The organism is Saccharothrix sabaoui, assembly GCF_051756985.1.
Taxonomy (GTDB): Bacteria; Actinomycetota; Actinomycetes; order Mycobacteriales; family Pseudonocardiaceae; genus Actinosynnema.
In genome coordinates this window covers 21,747-38,938 of record NZ_JBPKJK010000032.1, presented here as the reverse complement: position 1 = coordinate 38,938, position 17,192 = coordinate 21,747, and the positions used below count along the sequence as shown (strand labels likewise).

General features: G+C 73.8%; 13 protein-coding genes. 6 read left to right on the top strand and 7 right to left on the bottom strand.

Annotated elements, in window-relative coordinates:
• Nucleotides 1-108 precede the first annotated feature (108 nt).
• Nucleotides 109-1,242, top strand: a complete 1,134-nt coding sequence (locus ACR807_RS12880) for an Mrp/NBP35 family ATP-binding protein (protein WP_438921501.1) — start codon at nucleotides 109-111, stop codon at nucleotides 1,240-1,242.
• A gap of 241 nt (nucleotides 1,243-1,483) precedes the next feature.
• Nucleotides 1,484-5,143, top strand: a complete 3,660-nt coding sequence (locus ACR807_RS12875) for a CARDB domain-containing protein (RefSeq protein WP_438921500.1) — start codon at nucleotides 1,484-1,486, stop codon at nucleotides 5,141-5,143.
• A gap of 66 nt (nucleotides 5,144-5,209) precedes the next feature.
• On the opposite strand, the gene ACR807_RS12870 is transcribed toward ACR807_RS12875, so the two are convergent.
• From ACR807_RS12870 to sigE, 4 genes are all read right to left on the bottom strand, one after another.
• Complete coding sequence (locus ACR807_RS12870) at nucleotides 5,210-5,593, bottom strand: sec-independent translocase (protein ID WP_438921499.1); 384 nt, start codon at nucleotides 5,591-5,593, stop codon at nucleotides 5,210-5,212.
• A gap of 58 nt (nucleotides 5,594-5,651) precedes the next feature.
• Nucleotides 5,652-7,181 (bottom strand): S1C family serine protease, encoded by a 1,530-nt coding sequence (locus ACR807_RS12865; RefSeq protein ID WP_438921498.1) that lies wholly within the window; start codon nucleotides 7,179-7,181, stop codon nucleotides 5,652-5,654.
• A 90-nt stretch (nucleotides 7,182-7,271) separates the two neighbouring features.
• A complete protein-coding gene (locus tag ACR807_RS12860; RefSeq protein WP_438921497.1) occupies nucleotides 7,272-7,904 on the bottom strand; it encodes an anti-sigma factor family protein in 633 nt (210 codons plus the stop codon).
• The gene (gene sigE / locus ACR807_RS12855; protein ID WP_438921496.1) at nucleotides 7,901-8,479 is read right to left on the bottom strand and encodes an RNA polymerase sigma factor SigE; all 579 of its coding nucleotides are present in this window, start codon (nucleotides 8,477-8,479) and stop codon (nucleotides 7,901-7,903) included. Before sigE ends, ACR807_RS12860 begins: the two co-directional genes overlap by 4 nt.
• A 209-nt stretch (nucleotides 8,480-8,688) precedes the next feature.
• On the opposite strand from sigE, the gene ACR807_RS12850 reads away from it, so the two are divergent.
• Nucleotides 8,689-9,315: an O-methyltransferase gene (locus ACR807_RS12850; RefSeq protein ID WP_438921495.1), complete on the top strand. Its 627-nt coding sequence runs from the start codon at nucleotides 8,689-8,691 to the stop codon at nucleotides 9,313-9,315.
• A gap of 341 nt (nucleotides 9,316-9,656) precedes the next feature.
• Here ACR807_RS12850 and glgC read toward each other — a convergent pair whose 3' ends face one another.
• Nucleotides 9,657-10,883 (bottom strand): glucose-1-phosphate adenylyltransferase, encoded by a 1,227-nt coding sequence (gene glgC, locus ACR807_RS12845; RefSeq protein WP_438921494.1) that lies wholly within the window; start codon nucleotides 10,881-10,883, stop codon nucleotides 9,657-9,659.
• Between the two features lie 124 nt (nucleotides 10,884-11,007).
• Between glgC and glgA the strand changes: the two genes are divergently transcribed.
• Both glgA and ACR807_RS12835 read left to right on the top strand, forming a co-directional pair.
• On the top strand, nucleotides 11,008-12,171 hold the full coding sequence (glgA, locus tag ACR807_RS12840) for a glycogen synthase (RefSeq protein ID WP_438921493.1): 1,164 nt from the start codon (nucleotides 11,008-11,010) through the stop codon (nucleotides 12,169-12,171).
• Nucleotides 12,172-12,281: 110 nt separating this feature from the next.
• A complete protein-coding gene (locus tag ACR807_RS12835) occupies nucleotides 12,282-13,634 on the top strand; it encodes a hypothetical protein (protein WP_438921492.1) in 1,353 nt (450 codons plus the stop codon).
• Between the two features lie 724 nt (nucleotides 13,635-14,358).
• On the opposite strand, the gene ACR807_RS12830 is transcribed toward ACR807_RS12835, so the two are convergent.
• Both ACR807_RS12830 and ACR807_RS12825 read right to left on the bottom strand, forming a co-directional pair.
• The gene (locus ACR807_RS12830; protein ID WP_438921491.1) at nucleotides 14,359-15,801 is read right to left on the bottom strand and encodes a leucyl aminopeptidase family protein; all 1,443 of its coding nucleotides are present in this window, start codon (nucleotides 15,799-15,801) and stop codon (nucleotides 14,359-14,361) included.
• Between the two features lie 133 nt (nucleotides 15,802-15,934).
• On the bottom strand, nucleotides 15,935-16,102 hold the full coding sequence (locus tag ACR807_RS12825) for a DUF3117 domain-containing protein (protein WP_012783412.1): 168 nt from the start codon (nucleotides 16,100-16,102) through the stop codon (nucleotides 15,935-15,937).
• Nucleotides 16,103-16,363: 261 nt separating this feature from the next.
• Here ACR807_RS12825 and ACR807_RS12820 point away from each other — a divergent pair, with 261 nt between their 5' ends.
• Nucleotides 16,364-17,143, top strand: a complete 780-nt coding sequence (locus ACR807_RS12820; protein WP_438921490.1) for a PaaX family transcriptional regulator — start codon at nucleotides 16,364-16,366, stop codon at nucleotides 17,141-17,143.
• Nucleotides 17,144-17,192 lie beyond the last annotated feature (49 nt).

Below are 17,192 nucleotides of genomic sequence, written 5' to 3'. Positions count from 1 at the left end.
ACCGGCTTCGCGCTGCCCCCGACTACGAGGTGACCAGCCGGTAGCTTGGAGGTGCGGGGCCGGTCGTAGCATGGCCCTCCCACCACTGAACCCCCTAAGGCGCTCCCCGTGACTCTTCCTTCCGTTGACGACGTGCAGAAGGCGTTGGCCGGTGTCCAGGACCCCGAGATCAAGCGCCCCATCACCGAGCTCGGCATGGTCAAAGAGGTCGTGGTGGGCGCGGACGGCGTGGTCGACGTCGCGATCTTCCTGACCGTCGCCGGCTGCCCGCTGCGCGACAAGATCACCGCGGACACCACGGCGGCGGTGTCCGCCGTGCCCGGTGTCACCGGCGTGCGCGTGGTGCTGGACGTGATGAGCGACCAGCAGCGCACCGACCTGCGCAAATCGCTGCGCGGCGGGGTCGAGGAGCCGGTCATCCCGTTCGCCCAGCCGGGGTCGCTGACCCGCGTGTACTGCGTCGCGTCGGGCAAGGGCGGCGTCGGCAAGTCGTCGGTGACGGTGAACCTGGCCGTGGCGATGGCGGCGCGCGGCCTGTCGGTGGGCGTCGTGGACGCCGACATCTACGGCCACTCGATCCCCCGGATGCTGGGCACGGACGACAAGCCCACCCAGGTCGAGAAGATGATCATGCCGCCGCAGGCGCACGGCGTGAAGCTGATCTCGATCGGCATGTTCACCCCCGGCAACACCCCCGTCGTGTGGCGGGGCCCGATGCTGCACCGCGCGTTGCAGCAGTTCCTGGCCGACGTGTTCTGGGGCGACCTGGACGTGCTGCTGCTCGACCTGCCGCCGGGCACCGGCGACGTGGCGATCTCGGTGGCGCAGCTCGTGCCGAACGCCGAGATCCTGGTCGTGACGACGCCGCAGCAGGCGGCGGCCGAGGTGGCCGAGCGGGCCGGGTCGATCGCGCTGCAGACGCGGCAGCGCGTGGCGGGCGTCATCGAGAACATGTCGTGGCTGGAGCTGCCCGACGGCACCCGCATGGACGTCTTCGGCTCGGGCGGCGGCCAGGCCGTGGCCGACTCGCTGACCCAGGCCGTCGGTTCGGCGGTGCCGCTGCTCGGCCAGGTGCCGCTCGACCCGCGCCTGCGCGAGCAGGGCGACGTGGGCACGCCGATCGTGCTGGCGCACCCGGAGTCGGCGGCGGGCCAGGTGCTCAACCGGGTGGCGGCCACGTTGTCGACCCGCTCGCGCGGCCTCGCCGGCCGCCTGCTGAACGTCTCCCCCGCCGGTCGCTGACCCCCGTTCCGACCACGAAGGCCCCCACCTCCCGGTGGGGGCCTTTTCGCGCGTACCGGAACCCACCCGGACCGTTGACGAACCCGCCGCCCATCTGAAACCTTCTAGCTCAACTTCGCAATAAGTTGACAACAAGTACTCAAAATCCAATAGATGAGCTGAAAGTTCACGGCAGGCCGTCATGGCGGTCTGCCGCGGCACCGCCCTGCACGGTCCTGTTGTCCCCGATGAAGAGGGCACCATGAACAGAACGCAGCGTCCCCGCCGCCTCCTCGGCGGCCTCCTCGCGATCGGCCTGCTGGCGCCCGGCCTCCCCGCCACGGCCGCCGCCGCCCCCGCCCTCGCACCCGCACCCGGCGTCACCACCACCGCCGACGCCGGTCTCGCCGCCGCCAACCTCGCCGCCGGCAGGCCCGCCTCGGCGAGCGGCTCGCACGGCGAGTACCCGGCCTCCCACGCGACCGACGGCAACCAGCAGACCTACTGGGAGAGCCCGACCACCGCCTTCCCGCAGTGGCTCCAGGTGGACCTGGGCTCGGCCGTCGCCGTCAGCCGGGTCACCCTGAAGCTCCCGACCGGCTGGGGCGCCCGCAGCCAGGCGCTGTCCGTCCAGGGCAGCACCACCGGCACCTCGTTCACGACCCTCGCCGCGTCCGCGCCCCGCGCGTTCGACCCGGCCGGCGGCAACGCGGTCACGATCGACTTCCCCGCCGCCACCACCCGCCACGTCCGCGTGCACGTCACCGCGAACACCGGCTGGCCGGCGGGGCAGCTCTCCGAGCTGGAGGTCCACGGCCCGGCGTCCGGCGACACGCGCGCACCGACCGCCCCGACCGGCCTGACCCTCGCGCAGAGCGGCACCCGGATCGACCTGAGCTGGACCGCGGCCACCGACGACGTGGGCGTCACCGGCTACGTCGTGATCGCCAACGGCGTCGAGCGCGCCACCACCGCGGGAACCAGCCACACCGACACCCAGCCCACGTCGGCCACGGTCGAGTACTCGGTGCGGGCGCGGGACGCGGCGGGCAACACCTCGCCGGACAGCAACCGGGTCACCCGCCCCGGCCAGGGCCCGCAGGGCTCGGACCTGGCGCGCGGCAAGCCGGTCGAGGCGTCGTCGTCGGTCTTCTCGTTCGTCCCGGCCAACGCCACCGACGGCAGCACCGCCACCTACTGGGAGTCGAACGGCTTCCCGTCGACGCTCACCGTGAAGCTCGGCGCGAACGCCGACGTCACGTCCGTCGTGGTGAAGCTCGACCCGGCCCAGGCGTGGGGCCCGCGCACCCAGGCGATCGAGGTGCTGGGCCGCGAGCAGTCCGCCGGCTCCTTCACCACCCTGGGGGCCCGCGCCGACCACGCGTTCAGCCCCGCCACCGGCAACACCGTCACCGTCCCGGTGTCCGCCCGGCTCGCCGACCTGCGCCTCCAGGTGTCCGCCAACAGCGGCGCGCCCGGCGGCCAGGTCGCGGAACTCCAGGTCATCGGCACGATGGCGCCCAACCCGGACCTCACCGTCACCGGCCTGACCTGGTCGCCCACCGCCCCCGTGGAGACCGACGCGGTCCGGCTGTCGGCGACGGTCCGCAACGCGGGCGGCGCGGCGTCCCCGGCGACGTCGGTGGCGATCAGCCTCGGCGGCGCGGCCGTCGGCACGGCGGCCGTCCCGGCGCTGGCGGCGGGCGCGTCGGCGACCGCGACCCTCGACGCGGGCAGGCGCGGCCAGGGCACCTACACCGCGTCGGCGGTGGTCGACCCGGCGAACGCGGTCGTGGAGCAGGACGACGGCAACAACGCGTTCACCGCGCCCACCGGCCTCGTCGTCGGCCAGGCCCCCGGCCCGGACCTCCAGGTCCTCGGCGTCACGCCCGACCCGGCGAACCCGGCGGTCGGCCAGCGGGTCTCGTTCGGCGTGCGGGTGCACAACCGCGGCACCACCGCGGCCGGCGCGTCCGTCACCCGCGTCACCGCGGGCGGCACGGCGCTGAACGCGGACACCGCGCCGATCGCGGCGGGCGCCGAGGTCACCGTCCAGGTCGGCACGTGGACGGCCGCGGCCGGCGGCACGACCGTCACCGCCACCGCCGACGCGACCGGTGCCGTCACCGAGACGAACGAGGCGAACAACGCGTTCGCGCAGGCCCTCGTGGTCGGCCGGGGCGCGGCCCTGCCCTACGTGTCCCACGAGGCCGAGGCCGGCCGCTACCGGGGCACGCTGCTGGAGACCGACCGGCTGCGCACGTTCGGGCACACGAACTTCGCCACCGAGTCGTCCGGCCGCCGGTCCGTGCGGCTCACCGCGCAGGGCCAGTTCGTCGAGGTCACCTCCACCGACCAGGCCAACTCGATCGTGGTGCGCAACTCCGTGCCGGACGCGCCGAACGGCGGCGGCCAGGACTTCACCCTCAGCCTCTACGTGGACGACGCGTTCGTGCGGAAGCTGACCCTGTCGTCCCGGCACAGCTGGCTGTACGGCGACACCGACGGCCCCGAGGCGCTCACCAACACCCCGCAGGCCGACGCGCGGCGGCTGTTCGACGAGTCCCACGCCCTGCTCGGCACGTCCTACCCGCCGGGCACCCGGTTCAGGCTCCAGCGCGACGCGGGCGACACCGCCGCGTTCTACGTCATCGACCTGGTCGACCTGGAACAGGTCGCGCCGCCCGCCGCCCAACCGGCGGGCTGCACGTCCATCACCCGGTACGGGGCCGTGCCGAACGACGGCCTGGACGACACCACCGCCATCCAGCGGGCCGTCACCGACGACCAGAACGGCGTCATCGGCTGCGTCTGGGTCCCCGCCGGCCAGTGGCGGCAGGAGAAGAAGATCCTCACCGACGACCCGCTCGACCGCGGTCAGCACAACCAGGTGGGGATCAGCGGCGTCACCCTCCGCGGCGCCGGCATGTGGCACTCGCAGCTCTACACGCTCACCGAACCGCACCTCGCGCAGGGCGGCATCAACCACCCGCACGAGGGCAACTTCGGGTTCGACGTCGACGGCAACACGCAGATCTCCGACATCGCCATCTTCGGTTCCGGCCGCATCCGCGGCGGCCCCGACGGCGCGGAGGGCGGCGTGGGCCTCAACGGCCGGTTCGGCCGCGGCACGAAGATCAGCAACGTGTGGATCGAGCACGCCAACGTCGGCGTGTGGGTCGGCCGCGACCACGACAACATCCCCGACCTGTGGGGCCCGGCCGACGGCCTGGAGCTCAGCGGCATGCGCATCCGCGACACCTACGCCGACGGCGTCAACTTCAGCAACGGCACCCGCAACTCCACCGTGTTCAACTCGTCGTTCCGCACCACCGGCGACGACTCGCTCGCCGTGTGGGCCAACCAGTACGTCAAGGACCGCACCGTCGACGTCGCGCACGACAACGCGTTCCGCAACAACACCGTCCAGCTGCCGTGGCGCGCCAACGGCATCGCCGTCTACGGCGGCCGCGACAACCTGATCGAGAACAACCTCGTCCTCGACACCATGAACTACCCGGGCATCATGCTGGCCACCGACCACGACCCGCTGCCGTTCTCGGGCCGGACCCTGATCGCGAACAACGGCCTGCACCGCACCGGCGGCGCGTTCTGGGGCGAGGCGCAGGAGTTCGGCGCCATCACCCTGTTCGCGCAGGGCCGCGACATCCCCGGCGTCACGATCCGCGACACCGAGATCGTCGACTCGACCTACGACGGCATCCAGTTCAAGTCGGGCGGCGGGAACGTCCCGGACGTCGTGATCAGCAACGTCCGGATCGACCGCTCCACCAACGGCGCGGGCGTCCTCGCCATGGGCGGCGCGCGCGGCAGCGCCACCCTGACCGGCGTCACCATCACCGGCTCGGCCACCGGCGACGTCGTCGTCGAACCGGGCTCGCAGTTCACCATCACCCGCTAGCCCCCCGCACGGCGGAGGCCCCCCGACCAGTGCGGTCGGGGGGCCTCTTCCGTCGTCATCGGCGGATCAGGTGGCGTCCGGGTCGTACGGCGGGCGCTCGCCCTGCCCCAGGGGCCGGTCGCGGCCCGGCGTCGCCGGGGACGTGCCGCCCACCGCCGGGTAGCCGTTCGGCTTGTCCGCCGGCTGGTCGTCCCACAGGTGCTTGGTGATGGCCCGCTTCGGGTCGAAGTTCCGCAGCTCCCGCAGGTCCTCCAGCGGCTTGCGCAGCTGCTCGAACTCGGGACCCATCTCCTGCTTCAACTGCTCGCGCGCGCCGGTCGCGTAGTCGCGGACCTGGCGGACCGTGCGCCCCACCCACGCCGCCGCCGACGGCAACCGCTCGGGCCCCAGGATGAACAGGCCCGCGACGACGATGATCAGGATCTCGACCCAACCGATGTTCTCGAACACCCGCGTGCCCCGCCTTCCGCGCCACCCGGCCTGATGAGCCCCACGACCAGCGTAGCCGTCAGTCGGACCGCAGGGTCACCTGCACGGTCAGCTCCCGCCCCTGCCGGGCCAGCACCACCGGCACCGTCTCGCCGATCTCGCGGTCCCGCACGGCGACGGTCAGCTCCGCGGCGTTGCGCACCACGCGGTCACCGACCCGGGTGATCACGTCACCCTCCTCGATGCCCGCCGCGTCCGCCGCGCCGCCCTCCGGCACGTTCTGCACCTGCGCGCCCTCGGCGGTCTCCGCCGACGCCGACCGCACGTTCACGTTCATGTCCGCGTGCTTGACCTCGCCGTCCCGGATCAGGGCCTGCGACACCTTGCGCGCGTAGTTCCCGGAGATCGCGAACCCCAGGCCCACCGACCCGCCGGTCTCGGTGCGGATCGACGAGTTGATGCCCACCAGCGCACCCGACGAGTCCACCAGCGCGCCGCCCGAGTTGCCCGGGTTGATCGCCGCGTCGGTCTGGATCGCGTCGTAGGTGACCTGCGGCCCGCCGTTCTCGCCCGCCGCCGTCACCGGCCGGTGCAGGGCGCTGACGATGCCCTCGGTCACCGTGTTCGACAGCGACAGCGGCGACCCGATCGCCAACACCGCGTCACCCACCGCCAGCTCGTCGGAGTTCCCGAACCGCAGCACCGTCGGGTTGTCCACCTCGACCTTGATCACCGCGAGGTCCGTCTTCGAGTCGCGGCCCACCACCGCGGCCACCGCCCGCTTGCCGTCGGTGAACACCACGGTCAGCTTCGCCGACGTGTCCTGCACCGCCGGGGCGACCACGTGGTCGTTGGTCAGCACGTACCCGGCGCCGTCGATGACGACGCCCGAGCCGACGCCCGCCACGTTCGCGCCCTTGAACTCGATCGACACCACGCTGGGCGTCACCCGCTTCGCGATGTCCGCCACCGACCCCACCGGGCGCTCCTTGCCCGGCTTGACCTCGGCCAACGTCACGCCACCGTCCGTCAGCGGGTTGTCCACCCGCCCCAGCAGCCAGCCGACCACACCGCCGCCCGCGCCCACCAGCAACGCCGCCGCCAGCAGCAGCACCAGCGCCGTCGGCTTCACGCGCCGCCCGAACAGCAGCTCCGGCACGCTCAGCAGCGGCCCCGGCGCCGGGTCGGACCGCTCGTCGGTCCGCGGGTCCTCGGTGACGGCGGGCGGGCCGATCACGGCCGACGCGCCCGGGTCGCGCCACGCGTCACCCGCGGGCTGCCCCTCCCAGAACACCGGCTCGACCTCGGGCTCCCCCGCCAGGTCCAGCGGCGGGCGCTGCAACCGCGTGCCCGCGTCACCGGACGGGCGACCGAACGCCGTCGACAGCGCCTCCGGCGGGGGCGGCGACAGGTGGACCGGCCCGTTCGCGCCGTTCGGGGACGGGCGGTCCGCGGCGAACGCGCCCTCCACGCCCGTCGGCCGGCCGAACACGGACGCCTGTCCCGGGTCCACGGCGGGCCGGGCGAGCGGGCGCGGCGCGAGCCTGCGGTGCGCCCCGTCGTCCACACCCGACCTGGGGGTCCCGTTGCCCTGTCCTGGCTCGCTCATCGCTCCCCGCACGTCGTCACGCCAAAGGTTGTCGCGGGGCAATCGTGCCCGGTGACCGGTGAAGTCGCCGTCAGCGGGCCCCGCCCCGGCTCAGCGACCGGGGAGCGTGGTCACGGCCACCGGCCGCATCAGGTCGGTCTCGCCCGCACCCGTCAACGAGGGCGCCACGGCGGGCGCGACCGCGGGCGTGGGCTCCGGCGTGCCGCCCTGGGCGGGCGTGGGAGCCGAGTCCTCGCCGCCGGGCGCGACGAGCGCCAGGGCACCGAGCATCAGACCGGAGACGACGACGCCCGCGCCCTGCCGCGCGCGCCGGCCACCGAACCACCCGCCCCCGAGACGGCTACCGCCGCCGGTGCCGAAAGGGCGTGACTGGCCGAGCACCGGCCCGCCGCCGAACGCGGCCCGGTCCGGGCGCTGCACGGTGACGAGCTGGCCGTCCTCGGTGACCGCGAGGCCGTCGGGCGCGCTGGGCAGCTCCACCTCCTGGGGGATCGCACCCAGCCTGGCCAGCAGGCCGGCCGGCGCGCAGGGGGTCTCGGCGGCGCGGACCGCCGACCTCGCCTGCTGCTGCGAGTACGCCTCGGCCGCGCAGAACGGGCAGCGCTGGAGGTGCGCGGACGCCCGGCCGTGCGCGGAGGCGGTCAACTCGCCGTCGACGAAGGCGACGACCGCGTCGGGCAGCAGGTGCTGCTCGGGCAGTTGCCAGCCTCGCAGTTCGGTCATGCAGAGTCCTCCTGAACAAGACCCCGACGGCGTTCGAGGGACAGCTTCAGGGCCTGGCGGCCCCGGTGGATCCTGCTCCTCACGGTACCCAGTTTGATCCCCAGGGTGGCGCCGATCTCCTCGTAGGAGAGGCCCTCCACGTCGCAGAGCACCACGGCGGCCCGGAACTCCGGCGGCAGCTCGTCGAGCGCGGCCTGCAGCTCCGGGTCGAGGTGGGTCTCGTCGTAGACCTCCTCGGGGCTCGGGTCGTCGCCCGCGATCCGGTCCTGCTCCTCCGGCAGGGCCTCCATGCGCACGCGCGAGCGGCGCCGGGCCATGTCGAGGAACAGGTTCGTCGTGATGCGGTGCAGCCACCCCTCGAAGGTGCCGGGCTTGTACGAGGCCAGCGAGCGGAACACCCGGATGAACGTCTCCTGGGTGAGGTCCTCGGCGTCGTGCTGGTTGCCGGTCAGGCGGTAGGCCAGCCGGTACACCCGGTCGGCGTGGTCGCGCACCACTTGGTCCCACGAGGGCGCGATCCAGTCCGCGTCGTCGATCGGCGCGGTCGGTGCGGCGGCGGTCGGCTGCGTTGGCATCGGGGGTTCGAGCACCTCCAGTGGGCTGGCTGCCCTGCTGCACGGTCCAACGCTCGGCTTCCCGGACGTGTTCCCGCGGTCCTGCTGTCGTGGGACCAGCCTCGCCGGTCCGCTTATAACCATCGTTAGAGTCCGCTGAGAGCAGGCTGAGAATCCTGGTTGCCGGGAGGACCACCCGGATCGACGCCGACGGCGTTAGCCTTCGTGCCGTGGATGCGCCTACGCGCGAGTACGTGGAGGGCTACCTGCCCGAGGACGCGGTGCTGAAGGCCGCGCGGGCCCGGGGTGTCGAGCTGGGGTGCGTGCCCATCGGCGCGGGGGGCGGCGCGGCGCTGCGGTTCCTCGCGGCGGCGCTGCGGGCGCGGGCCGTCGTCGAGGTGGGCACCGGTGCCGGCGTGGGGGCGTTGTACCTGCTCAGCGGGATGCCGGCGGCCGGGGTGCTGACATCCATCGACGTGGAGCCGGCGCACCAGCGGGCGGCGCGGGTGGCGTTCGCCGAGGCGGGCGTGGCCGTGTCGAGGACGCGGCTGATCATGGGGCGGGCGCTCGACGTGCTGCCGAGGCTGACCGACGGCGGGTACGACCTGGTGTTCGTGGACGCCGCGAAGGCCGAGTACCCGAGGTACCTGGAGGAGGGCGTCCGGCTGCTGCGGCCGGGCGGCGTGATCGCGTTCGACAACGTGCTGTGGCACGGCCGCGTGGTCGACCCGTCGCGGCGCGACCCCGACACGGCGGCGATGCGCGAGGTGGCGCGGGCGGTGCGGGACGACGAGCGGCTGGTGCCGGTGATCCTGCCCCTGGGCGACGGCCTGCTGGTGGCGGCGAAGACCGCGTGACCTGCGGGTTCGAGGGGGTGTGGTGGCACCCGATCGAGCGACTGCGGAGCGGACGGGGGTCGTGGCACGCTTGATCAGGGGGAATGGATCGAGCGCGGACCTCTGAGACACGATGGGGTGAATCAGGGCCGCGACATGTACGAAAACGCTGTTTCGCCCATCGGTTGAAACGAAGAGGAGGCCCGGCCAACCACCACCTGCCTACCCACCCCCTGACGCCACACCCCCTGACGCCACACCGCCGGTCGGCCACACCGCCGGCCGGGGACCACCACGAGGAGGTCCCCGACCACACTGCCCGCCACGGGCGTCAGCTCACGGCGTGCCTCTCACGACGTGCGTCACGACGACCCCGACTCCGCGGTGATGCCCTTGCCGAGCACCGTCACCCCACCCGCGGACACGGTGTAGCGCTGCCGGTCCGTCGCCGGGTCGACGCCGATCAGCGCCCCGTCCGGCACGACGACGTTCTTGTCGAGGATCGCCCGCCGCACGACCGCGCCCCGCCCGATCCGCACCCCCGGCAGCAGCACGCTGCCCTGCACCACGGACCCGGTCTCGACGACCACGTCGGACGACACGACCGACCCGTGGACGGTGCCGGAAATGATCGAGCCGGGCCCGACCATCGAGTCCTCCGCGCTGCCGCCCGCGATGAACTTCGCCGGCGGCAGCGGCGGGGTGGCGGTCCGGATCGGCCACGCCTGGTTGTAGAGGTTGAACACCGGCCGCACCGACACCAGGTCCATGTGCGCCTCGTAGTAGGCGTCGATGGTCCCCACGTCGCGCCAGTAGCCGCGGTCGCGGTCGGTCTCGCCGGGCACGGCGTTGTCGGCGAAGTCGTAGACGTGCGCCTGGCCCTGGTCGACGAGCATCGGGATGATGTCGCCGCCCATGTCGTGGTCGGAGTCGGGGTTGGCCGCGTCCGCCCGCAGCGCCTCGATCAGCGCCTCCGTGGTGAACACGTAGTTGCCCATGGACGCGAACGTGACCTCCGGGTCGCCCGGCACGTGCGGCGGGTCGGAGGGCTTCTCCAGGAACCGCGTGATCAGCCCGGACTCGTCGGAGTCGATGCACCCGAACGCCTTGGCCTCGGCCCGCGGCACCCGGATGCCGGCCACCGTGACGCCCGCGCCGCTCCGCACGTGCTGGTCCACCATCTGGCCCGGGTCCATCCGGTAGACGTGGTCGGCCCCGAAGATGATCACGTGCTCGGGCTTCTCGTCGTTCACCAGGTTGAGCGACTGGAAGATCGCGTCGGCGCTGCCGGTGTACCAGCGGGGTCCGAGGCGCTGCTGCGCCGGCACCGGCGTGACGTACTGGCCGAGCACATTGGACAGCCGCCAGGTGGTCGAGATGTGCCGGTCCAGGGAATGGGATTTGTACTGGGTGAGCACGCACAACTTGACGAAGCCGGCGTTCACCAGGTTGGACAGGACGAAGTCCACGAGCCGGTAGTTACCGCCGAAGGGCACCGCGGGCTTTGCCCTGTCGGCGGTCAACGGCCACAACCGTTTGCCTTCGCCACCGGCGAGGACAATTCCTAGAACGTGCGGTTGCCCTTTCACGAGAACGACCCTAACCGGGCCGGCACCGGCCCACCAACGGCGAAGTAACGCAGACTCGCCTTGTTCACCCGGCTGCCCCCGGCAACGGGGTTGCCGCCCCGCCCGCGGGGTTACGGTGAGTCCCGTGCGAATTGGACTGCTGACACGGGAGTACCCGCCGGAGGTCTACGGCGGCGCCGGCGTGCACGTGGGTTTCCTGGTGCCGAGGCTGCGCGAGTTGGTGGACGTGGACGTGCACGCCTTCGGCGGGCCGCGCGCGGACGCCCGGGCGCACAACCCGGCGCACGGCCTGGAGGGGGCGAACGCGGCGCTGGCGACGCTGTCGGTGGACCTGGAGATGGCCGCCGCGCTGGGTGGCGTGCAGCTCGCGCACTCCCACACCTGGTACGCGAACATGGCCGGTCACCTGGCGAAACTGCTGCACGGCGTCCCGCACGTGGTGACGGCGCACTCGCTGGAGCCGCGGCGGCCGTGGAAGGCGGAGCAGCTGGGCGGCGGGTACCGGGTGTCGTCGTGGGTGGAGCGGACGGCGTACGAGGCGGCGGACGCGGTGATCGCGGTGAGCGAGGGGATGCGGGCCGACGTGCTGGACTGCTACCCGTCGTTGGACCCGGCGCGGGTGCACGTGGTGCGCAACGGGATCGACACCTCGGCGTACCACCCGGTCTCGGAGACGGACGCGTTGACGCGGTACGGGATCGACCCGGGCCGGCCGATCGTGACGTTCGTCGGGCGGATCACGCGGCAGAAGGGCGTGGGTCACCTGGTGGCGGCGGCGCACCGGATCTCGCACGACGCGCAGGTGGTGCTGTGCGCGGGCGCCCCGGACACGCCGGAGATCGCGGAGGAGACGCGGGCGGCGGTGGCGGAGCTGGCGGCGTCGCGGCCGGGTGTGGTGTGGGTGCAGCAGATGCTCCAGCCGGCGGAGGTGCGGCAGGTGCTGTCGGCGTCGACGGTGTTCGTGTGCCCGTCGGTGTACGAGCCGCTGGGGATCGTGAACCTGGAGGCGATGGCGTGCGGGACGGCGGTGGTGGCGTCGGACGTGGGCGGCATCCCGGAAGTGGTGGACCACGGCCGGACGGGGTTGCTGGTGCACTACGACGAGCGGGACGTGGAGGCGTTCCGGGTGGGGTTGGCGGACGCGGTGAACGAGGTGCTGGGCGACCCGGCGCGGGCGGCGGCGTTCGGCGAGGCGGGGCGCGCGCGGGCGGTGGAGGAGTTCTCGTGGACGACGGTGGCGGAGCAGACGGTGGACGTCTACCGGGCGGCCCTCGACGCCGTTCGGTGACGACCTGACCCCCTGTGTGACATCTGTCACACTCGATCGAGTGCAACCGCACGGGGTGGCGACCGCCTTTAACCAGTAGGGGCCAGGGGGCTTACTGGTGGGGGTCGAACATGCGGTGGGTCGTTCTCCTGCTCGCGCTGCTGACCGCGGGGTGCGCCACGCCCGCGTTCAGCGCCGAGCAGGTCCGGTTGACCATCGGCGGTCACCCGGTCGTCGACGCGTCCGCGTTGCAGGCGCGCGCCGAGGCCGAGCTGAGCTACACGCTGTCCTTCGGGTACGTGGCGCGCACCAGCAGCGACGCGGTGAGCTGCTGGTTCGCCCGCACCGGTAAGGCGTTCGACGTGGACAGCAGGCTGTGGTGCGGCCCGGTGCAGGTGCCGGGCACGGGGGTCGCGACCGACTGGGTGCCGGTGCCGATGAAGGAGGTCGGGCGCGACGCGTCCGGCGTGCGGCTGGAGGTGGAGCCGCCGCAGGTCCCCGCGCAGGGCGCGCGCAGCACGCCGGTCGGCAAGCTCGTGCGCACCGACGGCCGGGAGACCACGCCCGACCGGGGCGTCGGCGAGGCCGGCCCCGACTTCCTGGCCGTGCTGCCCGACGAGGGCCAGGCGGTGGACGCGGCGTCGGCCGTGGTGCGCGACGACCAGCTGGAGGTGCGGGTCACCGGCTACGCGTCGCCGCCCGCCTGGCCGACCGCCGAGGGCGAGCTGCGCGCTGAGCACGGCGTGGCGCTGCGCGTGCTGAGGCTGCGGGTGGTGAAGCACGGCGAGGTCGACACCGCGTTCCGGCAGACGCCGTGGCGCGGCTGGATGCCGCAGCCGCCGGAGTTGGCGCTGGACCTGCCCGGGCGGCGGCACCCGCTGCCCGCCGACCGGCTGCCCGAGGACGGGACGGTGCTCGTCGTCTACACGGTGCCGGTCGGCGGCGGCCCGGAGGCGCTGGTGCTGGACACGGTGGGCGCGAAGTCGCTGGAGCAGCGCGTCGAGGTGCCGTCGGGCGCGGTCGTGGGGCCGGCGGTGGGCGTGCTGCGGCGGTCGCCCGGACCGGAGTCGACGTCGGCGTCGACGCCCGTGGCGCTCGGCGCGGTGAACGGGTCCGTCGAGGTGGTGCGGGCGCGGCTGGGGCGGCAGCGGCCGGTGTCGTCGGGCGAGCAGTACGAGCTGGCCACGGCCGCGCCCGGGAAGGCGCTGCTGGAGCTGCGGTTGCAGGGGCACGACCTGCCGGCCGTGGTGGGGGCGCCGGTGACGGTGGACCTGGTGGTGGTGACCCTGCCGGACGGCACGCGGGCCCCGCTGGTGGGCGCGCGCCAGGGCGGTGAGGCGTTCCCGGTGGCGGTGGTCGTGGAGGTGCCGGAGGACGTGCGGTCGGTGACGTTCTCCGTGGGCGCGGGCACGGTCGAGCTGCCCGGTCTGGGCGCGGTGGCGGTGTCCGGCGGCGCGCCGGCCGCGATCGGCCTGGAGTTCTGACCGGCCCGCCGGGCGCTCGGCCGGCGGGTGTGCGTGCGTGCGTGCGTGCGTGCGGCCACCGAACAGGTGTCACCCGAACGTGGCCAAGTGGCCCTCGGTTTCCCGCACCTGCTGGGACGGTTGCGGGTGCCGTCACTCGTCGGCGGGTTCCGCGAGAATCACCCGCACGTGCGATCCCACCTGGCCCAGGGCTCGCCCCAGGGGTGCGCGGCCTCGTGGCGGCCGGGTGACCGCGCACCCGCGCGAGGCGGGTGCGCGCGAGGCGGCTGACCGCGAACCCGCGCGGTGGGCCGGCGAGGCCGGGTCAGCAGGCTGGGTGGGGCGGCGTCAGCGGGCAGCAGGCCGGTCAGCGGGCGGCAGGCCGGGTGGGGCGGCGTCAGCGGGCAGCAGGCCGGTCAGCGGGCGGCAGGCCGGGTGGGGCGGCGTCAGCGGGCAGCAGGCCGATCAGCGGGTCAGCGGGCCGGGTCAGCGGGATCGGCGGGACCGGGTCAGCGGGCTGGGGTCGGCGAGGCGGCGGGAGCCGGCAGGGCTGCGGGGAGCCGGCGGGGCCGCAGAGAGCCGGCAGGGCCGTGAGGGCCGTGGGGGCCGGCGGGGTGGTGGCGGAGGGGGTGGTGGGTCGAGGGGTGGTCGGCGGGTTGGTTCCTCATGTTTTCAACCGAGTGGCGAGGGGCCGTTTTCGTACATGTTCGGCCCGATGATCACCCGATCGTGTCCCGCCACCCCCTCAGACCAGGCTTTCCGCCAGCTCGATCAACGTCCTCGCCGCGAAACCGCTCGCCCCCGGCACGACCTCGTCGTACGGCTTGTCCGCCCGCGCCGGCCCGGCGATGTCCAGGTGCGCCCACGGCACGTTCCCGGTGAACTCGCGCAGGAACAGCGCCGCCGTGATGCCACCCGGTCCGGGCGGGCACTGGCGGACGTCGGCGATGTCGCTCCGCACGTCCTCGGCCAGGTCCTCCAGCAGCGGCATGCGCCACCAGGACTCGCCGGTCCGCGCGCCCGCGTCCGCGATCTTCGCCGCCAGGGCGTCGTCGGTCGCGAACAGGCCACCGGTCCGCGTGCCGAGGGTGACCTTCATCGCGCCGGTCAGGGTGGCGACGTCCACGAGGTGGTCCGGGGCGAGGGTGTGCACGGCGTAGGCGAGGGCGTCGGCCAGGACGAGCCTGCCCTCGGCGTCGGTGTTGGTGACCTCGGTGGTGGTGCCGCCGTAGTGCCTGATCACGTCGCCGGGCCGGTAGGCGGTGCCGGAGACGTGGTTCTCGGCGGCGGGCACGAGGCCGGTGACGCGGAGGGGCAGGTCGAGCTTGGCGATGGCGACCAGGGCGGCGATGACGGCGGCGCCGCCGGACATGTCGGTGCGCATCAGGTGCATGCCGTCGGCGGGCTTGATGGAGATGCCGCCGGTGTCGAAGGTGATGCCCTTGCCGACCAGCACCAGGTGGGGGTGGCCGGCCGTGCCGGGCCAGGACAGCTCGATCAGGCGCGGGGGGCGGGCGGAGCCGTTGCCGACGGCCAGGACGCCGTTGAAGCCCTCGGCGGCCAGCCACTTCTCGTCGCGGACCCGGACGTCGAGGCCGGGGACGGCGGACTTGACGGCGGCGGCGGCCAGCCAGGCGGGGTCCTTGACGTTGGACGGCGCGTTGGCCAGGTCGCGGGACAGGGACGTCGCGGCGGCGAGGGTGGTGGCGCGGCGGACGGCGTCGACCAGCGGGGCGCCGGCGGGAGCGGCGGGCACCAGGCGGATCGACTTCACCCGCTTGGGGGCCTCCGCGCCGGTGATCCGGTAGCGGTAGCCGCCGAGGGCCAGGCCGAGGGTGAACGCGGTCGCGGCGTCCGGGGTGAGGTCGTCGGGCACGTGGACGTCGTAGCCGGCCGCGCCGGTGCGGTCGGCCTCGCCGTGCAGGGCCCGGACCAGGGACGCGCCCGCGCGGCGCCAGTCGCGGACCGACGCCTCGCCGACGCCGACGACCCAGGTGGCGCCCTTCTTCACGACTCCGCCGACGCCGCCGACGTCGGTGGGCAGGTCGGTGGTGTCCAGGTCGCCGGGTGCGCCGGGGCCGAGGCGCACCGGGTCGCCCGCGAACGCCACGACCACCGCGGGCACGCCTCGCCGGACGGTGTCGGCCACCTCGACGGCGACCAGCGGGGTGGGCAGCGGCGCACGCACGTCAGTACTCCTGGTGATCGGGAAAGGGGCTGGTCAGAGCCTTGAGGGCGCGGGGGGGTCACGATGCGGCGACGCCCCGGTTCCACTGTGGAACCGGGGCACGCCGAACGCTGTCTCGATCCGGCCGGTCAGGTCAGCCGGCGGCTGCCTTGAGGGCGTCGCCCAGGGCGTTGGCCTCGTCCGCCGACATCTCGACGACTAGGCGGCCACCACCCTCGAGCGGAACGCGCATCACGATGCCGCGCCCCTCCTTGGTCACCTCGAGGGGACCGTCGCCGGTCCGGGGCTTCATGGCCGCCATCGCGTGCTCCCTCCGTCAACATCTTCCCCGTCCGACCAGGGCCGGATACGGGCCCATTCTCCCCTATGCGGACTCACCTGCGAAACCGAACCGATCTTTCCGGCTCGGGGGTGGTTCGCCGGCGATCTTGGCGGAAGGGCTGATCAGGGCCAGGATCGGCGTGTCGCAACGATTTTCGCCCACCGGGTGAAGCGTCACCTGGTCGTGACCGTTCCGGGTGTTGTGGCGTGTCGCGGGCCGGCCCTGACAGACTCGGCTCTCGTGCGAGCCCGTTCGGCCCTCTTCGACGTCTACGGCGGCCACCTGCGCGAGCGGGGTGGCGCGGCGACCATCGCCGCGCTGGTCCGGTTGCTGGAGCCGTTGGACTTCGCCGCGCCCGCGGTGCGCACGGCGGTGTCGCGGACGGTCCGGCAGGGGTGGTTGGCGCCGGTGCGCCTGCCCGGTGGCCCGGGGTACGCGATGACGCCGCGGGCGGAGCGGCGGCTGGACGAGGCGGCGGCGCGCATCTACCGCACCCGGCCGTCCACGTGGGACGGTCGGTGGCACGTGGTGGTGCTGGAGGAGCTGCCGGCGCGGGAGTCGCGGGAGCGGTTGGCGTCGTCGTTGCAGCTGCTGGGCTACGGGGCGCTGGGGCCGGTGACGTGGGTCGCGCCGCGGCCGTCGCCGGAGCTGGGGGACGTGCTGGCGGCGGAGGGCGTGCGGGCGAGCAGGTTCCGGGGCGCGCACGAGGGCGGTGACGCGGAGCTGGCGGCGCGGGCGTGGGACCTGGGCGCGCTGGGCGAGGACTACGCGCGGTTCGTGGCGGAGTGGGAGCCGGTGGTGTCCGCTGTGGACGGCACGTCGCCGGCGACGGCGTTCGCGGCGTCGCAGCGGTTCCTGCACGCGTGGCGGAAGTTCCTGTTCCGGGACCCGGGGCTGCCCCGTGAGCTGCTGCCCGCGGACTGGCCGGGTGCGGGGGCGGCGGAGTTCTTCGACCGGCACACGGCGCGGTTGGCGCCCGCGGTGGCCAAGTTCGTCGACGACAGCCTGGGCGGCGACTGAGCCCCCGGAAGACGGCCCCGGAAGACGGCCCGGAAGACCGGTCGGACGA

Bases quoted from the DNA above. Each gene is read 5' to 3' on its own strand.
- ACR807_RS12835 (WP_438921492.1), top strand. From the start codon at position 12,282: ATGCGGTGGGTCGTTCTCCTGCTCGCGCTGCTGACCGCGGGGTGCGCC.
- sigE (WP_438921496.1), bottom strand. From the start codon at position 8,479: ATGCCAACGCAGCCGACCGCCGCCGCACCGACCGCGCCGATCGACGAC.
- ACR807_RS12875 (WP_438921500.1), top strand. From the start codon at position 1,484: ATGAACAGAACGCAGCGTCCCCGCCGCCTCCTCGGCGGCCTCCTCGCG.
- ACR807_RS12825 (WP_012783412.1), bottom strand. From the start codon at position 16,102: ATGGCGGCCATGAAGCCCCGGACCGGCGACGGTCCCCTCGAGGTGACC.
- ACR807_RS12865 (WP_438921498.1), bottom strand. From the start codon at position 7,181: ATGAGCGAGCCAGGACAGGGCAACGGGACCCCCAGGTCGGGTGTGGAC.
- ACR807_RS12860 (WP_438921497.1), bottom strand. From the start codon at position 7,904: ATGACCGAACTGCGAGGCTGGCAACTGCCCGAGCAGCACCTGCTGCCC.